At 67.7% G+C, this 13261-nt stretch carries 11 protein-coding genes; 6 read left to right on the top strand and 5 right to left on the bottom strand.

Annotated features, from left to right (window positions below):
* Positions 1 to 3: 3 nt before the first annotated feature.
* Together ACZ9J7_RS12775 and ACZ9J7_RS12770 are read right to left on the bottom strand one after the other, a co-directional pair.
* Entirely contained in the window at positions 4 to 765 is a 762-nt protein-coding gene (locus tag ACZ9J7_RS12775) for an IclR family transcriptional regulator (protein ID WP_476209866.1), read from the bottom strand.
* 95 nt (positions 766 to 860) lie between these two features.
* A complete protein-coding gene (locus ACZ9J7_RS12770) occupies positions 861 to 2297 on the bottom strand; it encodes an amino acid permease (protein WP_476209865.1) in 1437 nt (478 codons plus the stop codon).
* A gap of 209 nt (positions 2298 to 2506) precedes the next feature.
* Here ACZ9J7_RS12770 and rlmC point away from each other — a divergent pair, with 209 nt between their 5' ends.
* Positions 2507 to 3634: a 23S rRNA (uracil(747)-C(5))-methyltransferase RlmC gene (rlmC, locus tag ACZ9J7_RS12765; RefSeq protein ID WP_476209863.1), complete on the top strand. Its 1128-nt coding sequence runs from the start codon at positions 2507 to 2509 to the stop codon at positions 3632 to 3634.
* A 19-nt stretch (positions 3635 to 3653) separates the two neighbouring features.
* On the opposite strand, the gene ACZ9J7_RS12760 is transcribed toward rlmC, so the two are convergent.
* Complete coding sequence (locus ACZ9J7_RS12760; protein WP_476209861.1) at positions 3654 to 4274, bottom strand: FMN-binding negative transcriptional regulator; 621 nt, start codon at positions 4272 to 4274, stop codon at positions 3654 to 3656.
* 17 nt (positions 4275 to 4291) lie between these two features.
* Positions 4292 to 5215, bottom strand: a complete 924-nt coding sequence (locus ACZ9J7_RS12755) for a DMT family transporter (RefSeq protein ID WP_476209860.1) — start codon at positions 5213 to 5215, stop codon at positions 4292 to 4294.
* Here ACZ9J7_RS12755 and ACZ9J7_RS12750 point away from each other — a divergent pair.
* From ACZ9J7_RS12750 to ACZ9J7_RS12730, 5 genes are all read left to right on the top strand, one after another.
* Positions 5214 to 6626, top strand: a complete 1413-nt coding sequence (locus ACZ9J7_RS12750; protein WP_476209859.1) for an aminotransferase-like domain-containing protein — start codon at positions 5214 to 5216, stop codon at positions 6624 to 6626. The genes ACZ9J7_RS12755 and ACZ9J7_RS12750 overlap by 2 nt on opposite strands.
* A gap of 74 nt (positions 6627 to 6700) precedes the next feature.
* Positions 6701 to 8260: an IS1182 family transposase gene (locus tag ACZ9J7_RS12745; protein ID WP_476207720.1), complete on the top strand. Its 1560-nt coding sequence runs from the start codon at positions 6701 to 6703 to the stop codon at positions 8258 to 8260.
* Between the two features lie 320 nt (positions 8261 to 8580).
* Positions 8581 to 9600: a DUF6454 family protein gene (locus ACZ9J7_RS12740; protein WP_476209858.1), complete on the top strand. Its 1020-nt coding sequence runs from the start codon at positions 8581 to 8583 to the stop codon at positions 9598 to 9600.
* A gap of 72 nt (positions 9601 to 9672) precedes the next feature.
* Entirely contained in the window at positions 9673 to 11373 is a 1701-nt protein-coding gene (locus tag ACZ9J7_RS12735; protein WP_476209857.1) for a phospholipase C, read from the top strand.
* Between the two features lie 164 nt (positions 11374 to 11537).
* Positions 11538 to 12173: a hypothetical protein gene (locus ACZ9J7_RS12730; RefSeq protein ID WP_476209856.1), complete on the top strand. Its 636-nt coding sequence runs from the start codon at positions 11538 to 11540 to the stop codon at positions 12171 to 12173.
* 12 nt (positions 12174 to 12185) lie between these two features.
* On the opposite strand, the gene ACZ9J7_RS12725 is transcribed toward ACZ9J7_RS12730, so the two are convergent.
* Complete coding sequence (locus ACZ9J7_RS12725) at positions 12186 to 13013, bottom strand: SDR family NAD(P)-dependent oxidoreductase (protein WP_476209855.1); 828 nt, start codon at positions 13011 to 13013, stop codon at positions 12186 to 12188.
* Positions 13014 to 13261: the final 248 nt, after the last annotated feature.

Here is a 13261-nt window from a genome sequence, read left to right as displayed (position 1 = left end):
GCCTCAGGTCCCGGGTGCACCGAGGCGCGTGGCGGCGGCCGAAAGCACAGCTGCCGCGGCGGCGGAATCAGCCACGAACTCTCCGCGGCTGCCCAGCACGCTGAGCGCCCCCAGGATGGAACCGCCGGCGTCCCGCACGGGCACGGCAAGCTCCACCACGCCGTGTTCAAACTCCTCCTCGGCGGCGATGAAACCGGCAGTGCGGTCCCGCACCATGAGGTCCCAGATACCGTCGGTAGTGTGGGCAGCGCCGGGTCCGCCGATGCCGATGTAATTCACGTCCGCGAGCAGTTCGGCCAGGGCGGACCGGTCGAGGTCCCACAGCAGGGCCCTCCCGGCGCCGGTGCACCAGACGGGCGTGACCATGCCGGGCACCACGAAACTGCCGGGCACGGCTTCATTGCTCGAGGCGCGGAGAAGGATGACCCGGTAGCCGTCGCGGACCGAAAGCCGTGCGCGCACTCCCAGCCCGGCCACCAGCTCCTCAAGCAGCGGCTTCGCCTCCCGGACCCAGCCCGTATTCAGGGCGGCGGCCAGGCTGAAGAAGCGGGGGCCCGTCCGGAACGGCCCGCGGTCAAAGCGCTCCAGCAGGTCCAGGGCGCACAGCTCCTGGGCCAGGCGGGACACCCGGCTTTGCTCCATGCCAAGCTCGGCGGCGAGCTGCGAAACGCCCAGCGGCGCCTGCCCCCGCTTTTCCCGCTCCACCACGTGCCGCAGGATCCGCAGTCCCTGCGCCATCGAGGACGCCTCGGCGGTTGATTCCACGCTTTCCTGCCCTCCCGGCTGCCGACAACGGCCCCATTGTTCCACGGGCGCTGCTTGTTCCACCCAGGGCGCTGCCGTCGTCGTCCGAGCCCTGCCTACCGGACTGCCCGCGCTGCGCTGCGTCCGTGCCGGAAGTGGAAGTAGGCGTAGCAGGCGGCGACGAAGGGAATGCCGAAGTAGAGCGCCGCCGCCTGGGCCGGGTCGAGCGCAATGCCGACCAGGGAGATGACGCAAAGGGAGAACGCGAGGATGGGGACCAGCGGGAACAAGGGCGCCCGGTAGGCAAGGGTGGAGACGTCGCCGCCGTCGCGAATGAAGGCGCGGCGGTGGAAGTAGTGCGACGCGGTGATGGACATCCAGACACCCACCACGGCGAAGCCTGCCACCGAGACGAGGACCAGGTAGACGGTTTGCGGGGCCACCACGCTGCTGAGCAGGGAAGCGAGGCCGCCCACCATGCTCACGGAGAGGGCCACCATGGGAATGCCGCGGCGGTTCAGCTTCTTCAGGGCGCGTGGTGCATGCCCTTCGTCCGCGAGTGAATAAAGCATCCGGGCGCAGGAGTAGAGGCCGCTGTTTCCGGCGGACAGCAGGGCCGTGATGATGACGAAGTTCATGATGTCCGCAGCGAACGGCACGCCGATGGCGGAGAAGACAGTAACGAACGGGCTCTCGTCCAGCCCCACCTCCGTGTAGGGGATGGTGGCGGCGATAACGGTAATAGCGCCCACGAAGAAGATCAGCAGCCGGATCACGGTGGTGCGCATGGCCTTGGGAATGGCGGTTGCGGGGTCCTTGGTTTCCCCGGCGGCGACGCCGATCAGTTCCGACCCGGAGAAGGCGTAGAAGACGGCCAGGACCGTGACCAAAATGCCGGTGAATCCGTTGGGGAAGAGGCCCGATTCCGTGGCGAAGTTCTGGAGCAGGAAGGGGTGGTTGCCGCCGCTGCTGAGCGGGTGGAAGCCGAACAGCGCCGCCCCGCCCAGGACGATCAGCCCGATGATGGCGGCCACCTTCACGATGGCGAACCAGAACTCGGCCTCGCCGAAGAACCGGGAGGAGACGGCGTTGAAACCAAAGAGGATGGCGGCAAAGACCAGGCACCAGACCCACACCTCAACGTCCGGGAACCAGCGCTGCATGAGGAGCCCGGACGCGGTGAACTCGGAGCCGATGGCCACGGCCCAGCACAGCCAGTACAGCCAGGCGGTGGCGAACCCCGTAGCCGGCCCGATGGAGCGGGCTGCATAGATGTGGAAGGCGCCGGACACGGGATAGGCGATGGCCAGTTCGCCCAGGCATGCCATCACCAGGTACACCACGAAGGCACCCACCAGGTACGCGATGACGGCACCAAGCGGACCGGCCTGGGAGATGGTGTACCCCGAGCTGACGAAGAGGCCGGAGCCGATCACCCCGCCCATGGCGATCATGACCAGATGGCGCGGGCCCATGGAACGCCGCAGGGACGACTCCACGGGCTGCGGCGCTGCGGGCCGGGGATCGAGGGCAAGCGGGGGTGTGGGTTCCACGGGTCTCCAAACGAAGAAAAGCACGGTGTCAGTGCCGAAAGTAGCACGGCCGCCGAATTTAGCAGCATCAAAAGCATGGAAGCATGTTCATATTGCACGGCATTACGGCTGCGTCGGGGATCGAAGGTACGACGGCGGCACTTGGCCGGGCGACGTCGCGGTGCCTTCCCGTCGTGGCCGGGAAGGCGACCGGGTAAACTTGACCAGTCATGCGCTGTTCCTACTTTGATGCCGGCACCTGCCGCTCCTGCACCCAAATGGGCAGGCCGTACGGCGAACAGCTGGCCGGCAAGCACCTGCACTGCCAGACCCTCCTTGCCGGACACACGGACCTGGAGTGGCTGGAGCCCGTGGCCAGCCAGGAGTCCGGCTTCCGCAACAAGGCCAAGATGGTGATCGGCGGGACGGCACAGAACCCCACCATCGGCATCCTCGACGCCGACGGCCACGGCGTGGACCTGCGCAAATGCGGTGTCTGCTCCCCGGGCCTGCGCGCCGTCTTCCCGGTGTTGGCCACCTACATCCGCCGCCTCCGCCTGACGCCGTACAACGTCCCGAAACGGACCGGGGAACTCAAGCACGTCATCATCACCGAGTCCCCGGCAGGTGAGATCATGCTCCGCCTGGTCCTCCGCTCCGAGCAGACCCTGCCGCGTATCCGGAAGCACCTCCCCGATCTCCTGGCCGACCTGCCGCAGGTCAAGGTGGTCTCCGTCAACCTGCTTCCGGAGCACAAGGCGGTGCTCGAAGGCGACCGCGAGATCCTGCTGACGGAGCAGTCCACCCTGGAGATGCGGGTCAATGACATCAACCTGCACCTCCGCCCGCAGAGCTTCTTCCAGACCAACACCGCCATGGCCGCGGCCCTGTACCGGCAGGGGCGGGAGTGGGTCAACGAACTGGCGCCGGCCTCGGTGTGGGACCTGTACTGCGGTGTGGGCGGCTTCGCCCTCCACAGCGCCGACCCGTCCCGCACGGTCACCGGCATTGAAGCCAGCAGCGAGGCCATCGTCTCGGCGCGGCTCAGCAGTGACGAGGCCGGCCTCGCGGGCATGGACTTCCAGGCCGGGGACGCCACCGCGTTCGCCCTCGCGGCGGAGCAGTCGCCGGAGCTGGTGATCGTGAACCCGCCCCGGCGCGGCATCGGCAAGGAGCTGTGCGGCTGGCTGGAAACCTCTGACGTGCAGCACGTGGTGTACTCCAGCTGCAACGCCCAGTCGCTGGCCCGCGACCTGGCCGCGCTCCCGTCCTTTACTGCCCGGCGGGCCCGGGTTTTGGACATGTTCCCGCAGACCACGCACTACGAAGTGATGGTGCTGCTGGAACGGACGGCCTAGCGCCGCCGGTTCCCGGGGTTCAAGTGCGGACGCGTTCGACGGCGGCCGCGCCGGCTTCCCGCCCGATCGACCGGAGGCCGGCCGCCACCCCCGCGGCGTCGGCGGCGGAGCGGTTCTGGCTCAGTTTCTCCTTCGCCTCGATCCGGGTGATCACCAGTTCCACGCCCACAATCGCGCGCAGCTGCCCGGCGATGAATTTCTCCGGGGCGTCGTCCACGGCCCACGGATCCGCCCGGCAGCCCTCGTGCAGGCCGGTCAGGTGCCGGACATGCCGGGCCAGCCAGCCGGCGTCGTCATGGACCACCAGTTCGCCGTAAACATGTGCCGTGCCGTAGTTCCAGGTGGGGACCACCCGGCCGTGTTCGGCTTTGGAGGCGTACCACGACGGTGAGACGTAGTTATCGGGGCCCTGGATAATGGCCAGCGCTTCACCGGCTGGCGCGGTGGACCACTGCGGGTTGTTCCGGGCCATGTGCGCCTGGAGGGCGCCGTGCTCCCCCACGCCCGGATTGAAGGCGACGGGCAGCAGCGTTGCCAGCAGGCCGGCGTCGGTCATGGTCACCAGGTTGGCGGCGCCGGGATGGGCCAGGAGGTTCCGGACGGCGTCAGGTTCGGCGGCGAAATGGGCAGGAATGTACATGGGAGTCCTTTCGAAGGTCAGGGGGTCTTGATCCGGGAGCGGACCGCAGCGCCGGCGCACAGGATGACGGCAAGGGCGCCGATGGCGGTGGCCCACGTCAGTGCCTCGCCGAGCAGGAGTGCGGCCCAGCAGATACTCAGGACGGGCTGGAGCAGCTGGACCTGGCTCACCTGTGCCATGGGGCCGATGGCCAGCCCCCGGTACCAGGCGAAGAAGCCAAGGAACATGCTCACCACGGCAAGGTAGCCGAACGCCGCCCACTGGACTGGAGTGGCCGACGGCGGCTGGCCCTGGACGGATGCCGCGGCCAGGACCAGCATGGCCGGCGCGGCAAGGACCAGTGCCCAGGCAATGGTCTGCCACGAGCCGAGTTCCCTGGCCAGCAGGCCTCCCTCCGCATACCCGACGGCGGCGCACGCCACGGCGCCGAGCAGCAGGAGGTCCGCCCAGTGCAGGTGGCCGATACCGCCCGACTGCAGGAAGGCGAAGGAGATGGCCGCCAGGGAGCCAAGCACCGTGACGGCCCAGAAGGGCGCCGGTGGCCGCTCCCCCGTCCTGAGGACCGCGGCGGTGGCCGTGGCGGCGGGCAGGAGGGCAATCACCACGGCGCTGTGCCCGGCGGGCACGGCGGTAAGTGCATAGGACGTGAGCAGCGGAAAGCCCGCGACGACGCCGCCGGCCACGAGGGCAAGGCGCAGCCAGGCGCGTGGGCGCGGCAGCCGCTGCCGGGTGATCACGAGTGCTGCGGCGGCAAGGACGGCGGCCACCACTGCACGGCCGGAACCGATGAACAACGGCGGCAGGCCGGCGACGGCCACCTTGGTGAAGGGAACGGTGAAGGAGAAGGCCGCGACACCCACCAGGCCCCACCAGATCCCGGAGGACCGCCGGGGCAGTATCACTGGGCCCACCAGCACAGTAGCGCTACTATGTTCTTTCATGAACAACGATAGCAGTTCGCGGATCGTGGCGGCACTCCGGCAGTGGGTTGCGGGAGCGGCGCCGGGAGCCAGGCTGCCCTCCACCCGCTCGCTGGTGGCCGAGTACCAGGCCAGCCCGGTGACAGTCCAGAAAGCCCTCCAGGCGCTGGCCTCGCAGGGACTGATCGAAAGCCGCCCCGGCGTCGGGACGTTTGTCCGTGCCGTCCGCACCGCCCGCCCGTCGGACTACGGCTGGCAGACCGCGGCCCTGCGGTCCCCCTCATCTCCGCTGCCGCCGTCGTCGAACACCATGCGGAACGTCCCCGCCGACGCCATCTGGTTCCACTCCGGCTACCCGGACCGGGAGCTGTTGCCGGAGCGGCTGGTCCGGTCCGCGCTGGCCCGGGCCGCCCGCGGCGACGCGGCCCTGTCCCGGCCACCTGCCGCCGGCATGCCGGAACTGCAGCAGTGGTTCGCCCAGGAGCTCGGCTCCGCAACCCCGGTGGGGACCACGCCCCCGACGCCCAGTGAGGTGATCGTGCTGCCGGGCAGCCAGAGCGGACTCAGTTCCATCTTCCGGGCCCTGGTGGGCGCCGGGCAGCCGCTGCTCATCGAATCGCCGTCGTACTGGGGTGCCATCCTCGCCGCCGCCCAGACCGGGGTGCGGCTGGTCCCTGTGCCCACGGGGCGGGACGGCCCGGACCCTGCCGACGTTGACCGCGCCTTCACGGAGACCGGAGCGCGGGCGTTCTACGTGCAGCCCAACTATTCCAACCCCACCGGCGCGCAGTGGGCGGCGGGCCGTGGCGACGAGATCCTTGACGTTGCCCGCAGGCACGGGGCGTTCCTGGTGGAGGACGACTGGGCCCACGACTTCGGCATCACGTCAAACCCCCTTCCGCTGGCCACGCGCGATGATTCCGGCCACGTGGTCTACATCCGGTCCTTGACCAAGAGCGTGTCCACGGCCATCCGCATCGCCGCCGTGATCGTGCGCGGGCCCGCCCGCGAACGCATCCTGGGCCACCGCGCCGCCGAGTCCATGTATGTCAGCGGGTTGCTGCAGGCGGCGGCACTGGACGTGGTAACGCAACCAGGGTGGCAGACCCACCTGCGGAGCCTCCGCCAGCAGCTCCAGTCCCGCCGCGACCTGCTGGCCGCCAGCATCCGGGAACACATCCCGCAGGCCCACATCGACAACCTGCCCAAAGGCGGGCTCAACCTGTGGGTGCGCCTCCCGGACACCACCGACCTTCCCCGGCTGGCGCGCCACTGCGAGGACGCCGGTGTGATCATCGCTGCCGGCACCGAGTGGTTTCCGGCCGAGCCCGCCGGAGCGTTCATCCGCCTCAACTTCTCCGGCCCGAATCCGGGCGCCTATCCCGAAGGCGCCCGGATCATCGGTGAGGCCCTGGCCCGGAACAGCGGCTAGGAGACTGCTGAACTAATCGGCGGATGTGGGGCGCGTCGACTGGACTGGTGGGTCTGGTGGTTAAGACTTGTCATATGCAGGGACGCGAGGACGCGCAACGAGGGTATTTGGATGTGGAGGCACTGGCCGGGGAGTTGTTGGCTCCGGGCAGTGTTTTCGCTTTTCTGGCCAAACATCGGGGGCGGTTGTTTCCGGATTCGATGATGGAGGATTTGTTTCCGTCGCGGCGGGGCAGGCCGTCGGTTCCGGCGCCGGTCATCGGGTCGGTGCTGGTGCTGCAGGCATTGCAGGGCCTCTCTGACCGGGAAACCGCCGAGGCGTTGACTTTTGATCTGAGGTGGAAGGCCGCTTGCGGCTACGGGCTGACCGATACCGCGTTCCATCCGAGCACGCTGACGTACTGGCGAAAGCGGCTGGCCGCCTCGTCGGATCCGCACCGGATCATGGAAGCCATCGCCAAAGTCGTCGCGGAAACCGGGGCTTTGACGGGCAAGCGCCGCAGAGCGGTGGATTCAACGGTCCTTAACGACGCGGTCGCCAGGCAGGACACGATCACGCAGCTGATCGCCGCGGTCCGCCGCTTCGGCCGGGACATCCCGGGCGGACAAGAACTCGTGACCGCCCACGCCACGGGCTATGACTACATCCGCACCGGTAAGCCGGACATCGCCTGGGATGACCAGGACGCCAAAGACGGGCTGATCTCCGCGCTGGTCACCGACGCCCTGGCGTTGCTGGCCGCGGTCGACCCCGAAACGCTGGACGGAAAGGCTGCTGATGCCTACGCTCTGCTGGCCCTGGTCGCCGGGCAGGACGTGGAACCGGCCGAGGACTCCGACGGGACCGACGGGCGATGGCGGATCGCCCGGAAGGTCGCCCCGGACCGGATGATCTCCACCGTTGACCCCGACACCCGGCATGCGCACAAGACCCAGTCCAGGCAGCAGGACGGATACAAGGCCCACATCGTGATCGAACCCGACACCGGGCTGATCACCGCCGCGGAACTGACCAAGGCCTCCGGCCCGGAAAACAGCGACGGGGCCGTCGGTGCCCGGCTGATCGGCATGGATTCCACGATCGCCGGCACCAGCCTGGACGTCCTGGCCGACTCGGCCTACGGCACGGGGGACATGCTCGCCGCCCTCACCCGTGCCGGCCACACCCCGGTGATCAAACCATGGCCCCTCCGCCCAGCAGTCGAAGGCGGATTCACCCTCGATGACTTCACCGTCGACGAAGCAGCCGGCACCATGACCTGCCCGCACGGACTCACCCGCAACATCACCACCAAACGACGGGTCACGTTCGGCGCCGCCTGCACAGGCTGCCCCCTCCGGCACCGATGCACCACCTCACCGCGAGGACGCAAAATCGTTCTCCACGAACATGACGCGCTGCAACGGCAACACCGCCAACGCGCCAAGAACCCGGCCTTCCAGGACGACTACCGCACCCACCGGCCCATGGTCGAGCGGTCCATCGCATGGCTCACCCGCGGCAACCGACGCGTTCCCCATCGCGGCATCAACCGGAACAACGCCTGGCTCCAGCTACGGATCGCGGGACTGAACCTCCGCCGCCTCCTGAAGCTCGGACTCACCGCGGAACAGGGATCCTGGGCCATCGCTTGAACCCGGAAACCAGGACCAGGCCTCTCACAGCCAGCCAAAACAACACCCACTACCCGGCCACAGGCACCAAAAGCCCGGAACCACCCAAAATACTTCAACCCCAGAAACCCCAACCCACAAAAGGAAGGGCTGGCCCGACAGCGAACGCCACGGACCAGCCCTACAAAGCACTTAGTTCAGCAGTCTCCTAGGGACCGGCCCCCTGCGCCAACCGGTCAGCGCGGCGCCAGCAGTCGTTCACCGGGCCGCCATTCCCGGTTCACTACCCATTAGTAACTTGAGAGCTCCTGTTGAGACCCCAACCTTAAGAGGCCCCCTCCATGAGCTCCACACCAAACCGGCGCGCCCTGACCCTGGCTGCGTCGCTGATAGTTGCCGCCTGCGCGGCCGCCGGCACTGCCGCAGCGCAGGCCAATGTCCCGGAGCAGGGCAGCAGCCCCGCCGACGGAATCCACCATGAAACCACCACGGAACTGGCCAACGCGTTCGACGCCGTCAGCCGCAACACCGCCTGGCAGCAGACGTCCAAGCTGAAACTGAACTTCCCGACGTACCACACCGAGGGAATCGCCTACAGCCAGGACCACATCTTCCTCTCGGCCGTGCAGATCCTCGAGCCCACCGCCAAGTACCCCACTCCGCAGGGCGGGTACGACCGCACGCCCGGCAAGGGCATCGGCCACCTGTTCGTCATGGACAAGGCCGGCAACCTGCAAAAAGACATCACCTTGGGTGAGGGCGACATGTACCACCCCGGTGGCATCGACTTCGACGGGACCAACGTCTGGGTTCCCGTGGCCCAGTACCGGCCGGACAGCAGCGCCATCATCTACAAGGTTGATGCACAGACCCTGGACGTGCACAAGCAGTTCGAGGTCAAGGACCACTTCGGCGGCATTGTCCTGGACAAGCAGACCGGACACCTGGTGGGCAACACCTGGGGTTCCCGGCGGTTTGCCGAGTGGGACCTCCAGGGCAAGGAACTCGCCACCTGGGAGAATCCGAACTATTTCATTGACTACCAGGACTGCCAGTACGTGCCCAATGCGAAGATGCTCTGTGGCGGAGTGACCAACCTCCCGCAGACTCCCTCCGCCGGCGGCACGGCAGCCACCTATGAACTGGGCGGCATGGCAATGATCGACCTCAAGTCCCATGCCGTGACCCGCGAAGTACCCTTCCAGCAGTGGTCCACCGCAGGGCACGCAGCCACCCGCAACCCGTTCAAAATGACCGCCGACGGCAACCACCTCAGCATGACGGTCGCCCCGGACAACGGCGATGAAGGCAACGGCACCGAGATCCTCACCTACGAGGCCGACGTCACCCCGGCCAAGTAGCAGCAGAACCCTCCCTGCACCTGCCCCGTCCGGCGGCAGGTGCTCCCCTGAGCAGGAACGATTGGATACCCCATGCCTTATACGGCACCAAGATTCACCAGAAAAAGAGTCGCTGCGGCCACCGGCGCGGCCGTGCTGGCTGCTTCGGCAGTGACGGCCGGCCTGGTCGGCGTCAGCGCCGTCCCGGCCACCGCCGCCGGCACGCAGGACGCCACGGCCACTCCGATCAAGCACGTGGTTGTCCTCTTCCAGGAAAACGTGTCGTTCGACCACTACTTCGCCACCTACCCCAAGGCGGCAAACACCCCGGGCGAGACGCTGCAGGGTTCAGGATCCCCCGCCGCTTCCTTCACCGCTTCCGTGGACACTCCCAAGGACATCAATACCCTGGCCGGCGCCGGCCTGCTGGCGCCGAACAACCCCAACTCCGCCCAGCCCGCACGGCTCTCCCCGATGCAGGCCGTCACCTGCGACCAGGACCACGGCTACAAGGCCGAGCAGAACGCCTACAACGGCGGCCTGATGGACAAGTTCGTCCAGTTCACCAGCCGCGACGCCTGCGGCACCAACCAGTACGGCCGGCCCGGCCTGACCATGGACTACTACGATGGCAACACGGTCACGGGCATCTGGAACTACGCCCAGAACTACGCCATGAGCGACAACCATTTCAGCACCGTTTTCGGCCCGTCCACCCCCGGCGCGCTGAACCTGATCTCCGGCCAGACCCACGGCGCCAAGGAATTCACTGCCGCCGGCCAGCCCGTCGCCACGCCGGCCACGGGAAGCAGCGCGGTCCGCCAGCCCGATGCCAACGGCGTGGGAACGGTCATCAATGACCCGGACCCGGTCTACGATGACTGCTCCAACAACAGCCACGCCAAGGCCAACAACCTTGCGGGCATGACCGGACGGAACATCGGCGACCTGCTCAACGCCCAGGGCACCTCCTGGGGTTGGTTCCAGGGCGGCTTCGCCCCCACTACCGCTGCTGCCGGCAGCACCCCGGCATCATGCCTTGCCAGCCACACCAACGCCGCCGGCGCCTCCGTGGTTGACTACTCCCCGCACCACCAGCCCTTCCAGTACTACGCGTCCACCGCCAACCCGCACCACCTGGCGCCGGCATCGGACGCGGAGATCGGGCACGACGGCCAGGCCAACCACCAGTACGACCTGACCGACTTCAGCAAGGTGGTGGACAGCGACAACATGCCTGCCGTGTCCTTCCTCAAGGCCTCGGAATTCCAGGACGGCCATGCCGCCTACTCGGATCCGGTCGACGAGCAGAACTTCATCGCCAAAACCGTCAACCAGATCCAGCAGTCCAGGAACTGGGACAACACCGCCGTCGTCCTCGCCTATGACGACTCCGACGGCTGGTACGACCACGCCGCCGCGCAGCCCAAGAACGCCTCTACCGGCACAGACGACGCCGCATGGTGCCAGAACGCCGCAGCGAACGGCGTCCCCGTGGCCGGCGGCTACGCAGACCGTTGCGGACCCGGCCCCCGCCAGCCGCTGGTGGTCATCTCCCCGTTCGCGAAGAAGAACTTCGTGGACCACACCGAAACCGACCAGGCCTCGATCCTGAAGTTCATCGAGGACAACTGGCACACCGGCCAGATCGGCGACTCCTCCGCCGATGCGACCGCCGGGTCAGTGGAAGCAATGTTCAACTTCCACCACGAACGCAACGACAAGGTCCTGCTCAACGAACAGACCGGTGCCGTCGCCTCCATCACCCACAACGGGCACCCCGCAGGGCAATGACCTGACCCTCCGCACAGCAGTAACGGCAGGAGCGCTGCCCGGCAGGAACCGGGCAGCGCTTCTTTCTTTAATGGCTCAAGATTTGCGCTTAATCCGTTCTCCGCCAGCAGGCGAAGCTACGCTGGCCGTGCCATCCGCATCCAGCACACGCCATTGGGGGACGCATGCCTGCCAACCGAGACTTTCCCTTGCCTTCCCGCGCGTACCGCAGGGACGGGACGCCTGCCGCGTCGGGGCCCCGGCAGGCGATATTGCGGGTGGGGGCCGCGGCCGCCGTCGTCCTCCTGCTGACCGGCTGCTCAACCCAGGCGTCACTGTCCATTGCCGCCGCCCCCGCCAGCGAATCAGCCACGGCATCTCCTGCCGCGAAAGCGGCCGCAGACAAGGCCGCAGCCGATCAGGCGGCCGCGGCGAAAGCTGCGGCAGAGAAGGCTGCTGCTGAAAAAGCTGCAGCGGACAAGGATGCAGCGGACAGGGCTGTCGCGGACAAGGCCGCGGCGGAGGCTGCAGCCCGGCAAGCCGCCGAAACGAAGGCGGCGCAGGATGCGGCCGCTGTAAAGGCGGCAGCGGAAGCGGCCGCCAAGGCCGCTGCGCCTCCCGCACCGGCGGCCCAGCCGGTGCCGGGGACGAATCCGGGCTGCGACCCGAACTACTCAGGGTGCGTGCCAATCGCTTCCGATGTGGACTGCGCCGGTGGCAGCGGCAACGGGCCGGCGTACGTGCGCGGCCCCGTCCAGGTCATTGGCCGTGACATCTACGGCCTGGACGCGGACCACGATGGCGTGGGCTGCGAGCGGTAGGACCGCAGCGGCTCAGGCGGAGACTTTGACCAAGTCTTCGCTCTTCTCCCACAGGCCGCGCGCCAGTTCGGCGTCGTAGGCCTGGGAGGAGGCCTTGGCCAGGGCGCGCTTGGCGTAGTAGGCGCCGGAGATCCAGTCCGTTCCTGCGGTGCCGTTGATGAGCCAGAGCATGGTGTCGGCACCCTGGTCCGGGCTGAGCATGAAGCGGTTCAGCAAGGTGGTGTAGGCGTGCCGCCACGGGCTCCCGGACTCCGCTGCGAAGTTGGTGCGGACCACGCCCGGGTGGAATGCCGCCGTCGTGATTCCCTGGTCGTGGAAACGGCGGTGCAGTTCGGACGTGAACAGGATGTTGGCGAGCTTGCCCGTACCGTAGGCGCGGTTGGTGCTGTAGCCGTATTCGGCGTTGAGGTCGAAGAGGTCGAGTTTGCCGAAGTTGTTGGCGGCGCTGGACGTGTTGATCACCTTGGCGTTGCTGGCAGTGAGGGTGTCCATGAGGAGGGTGGTCAGCAGGAACGGTGCCAGGTGGTTGACCTGGAACGTCGATTCGTTGCCGTCCACGGTGAGCGTCCGCTTGCCCATGATCCCGCCGGCGTTGTTTGCCAGGACGTCGATGCGCGGGTACTTTTCCTTGATTTTCGCCGCAAGGTCCCGGACCTGCGACAGCTGGGCGAAATCGGCCAGGTAGTAGTCGGCGCCGATGTCCCCGGCCAGGGCGCGGGTCTTCCCAGCGGAACGGCCCACCACGACCACCTGTTCCCCCGCCTTGGCAAGCGTCCGCGCGGCTGCGGCTCCGATGCCGTCGCTGGCGCCGGTAATCACGATGGTGCGGGGAGCAGTCACGGGGGTGTCCTTTGGTTGGCAGGCGGCGCGCCGGTATGGCACGCCAAGGGGGATAACGACGGCGGGACGGCGGGTGTTCCCGGACAGTAGCCTTCCGGTGCCCGCGTGCCTGCGTCCGGGCAGGGCAGGGAGGCCAGGCCGGCGCCGTCAAAAAGGCGAAATGTCCTACTTATTCACTTTTAGGGTGTCATACGTCATACTTATTGCGGCGGCCACCAGTTTCGTTGGCTGCCCTACCCCATATCGAG

The sequence above is a fragment of the Pseudarthrobacter sp. TE9888 genome (assembly GCF_056279345.1).
This window is presented reverse-complemented; position numbering and strand designations above follow the sequence as displayed.

What these genes read in the sequence shown, in the direction of transcription:
- ACZ9J7_RS12735 (WP_476209857.1), top strand. Translation starts at nt 9,673, where the DNA reads ATGCCTTATACGGCACCAAGATTCACCAGAAAAAGAGTCGCTGCGGCC.
- ACZ9J7_RS12750 (WP_476209859.1), top strand. Translation starts at nt 5,214, where the DNA reads ATGAACAACGATAGCAGTTCGCGGATCGTGGCGGCACTCCGGCAGTGG.
- ACZ9J7_RS12760 (WP_476209861.1), bottom strand. Translation starts at nt 4,274, where the DNA reads ATGTACATTCCTGCCCATTTCGCCGCCGAACCTGACGCCGTCCGGAAC.
- ACZ9J7_RS12730 (WP_476209856.1), top strand. Translation starts at nt 11,538, where the DNA reads ATGCCTGCCAACCGAGACTTTCCCTTGCCTTCCCGCGCGTACCGCAGG.
- rlmC (WP_476209863.1), top strand. Translation starts at nt 2,507, where the DNA reads ATGCGCTGTTCCTACTTTGATGCCGGCACCTGCCGCTCCTGCACCCAA.
- ACZ9J7_RS12755 (WP_476209860.1), bottom strand. Translation starts at nt 5,215, where the DNA reads ATGAAAGAACATAGTAGCGCTACTGTGCTGGTGGGCCCAGTGATACTG.
- ACZ9J7_RS12745 (WP_476207720.1), top strand. Translation starts at nt 6,701, where the DNA reads ATGCAGGGACGCGAGGACGCGCAACGAGGGTATTTGGATGTGGAGGCA.
- ACZ9J7_RS12740 (WP_476209858.1), top strand. Translation starts at nt 8,581, where the DNA reads ATGAGCTCCACACCAAACCGGCGCGCCCTGACCCTGGCTGCGTCGCTG.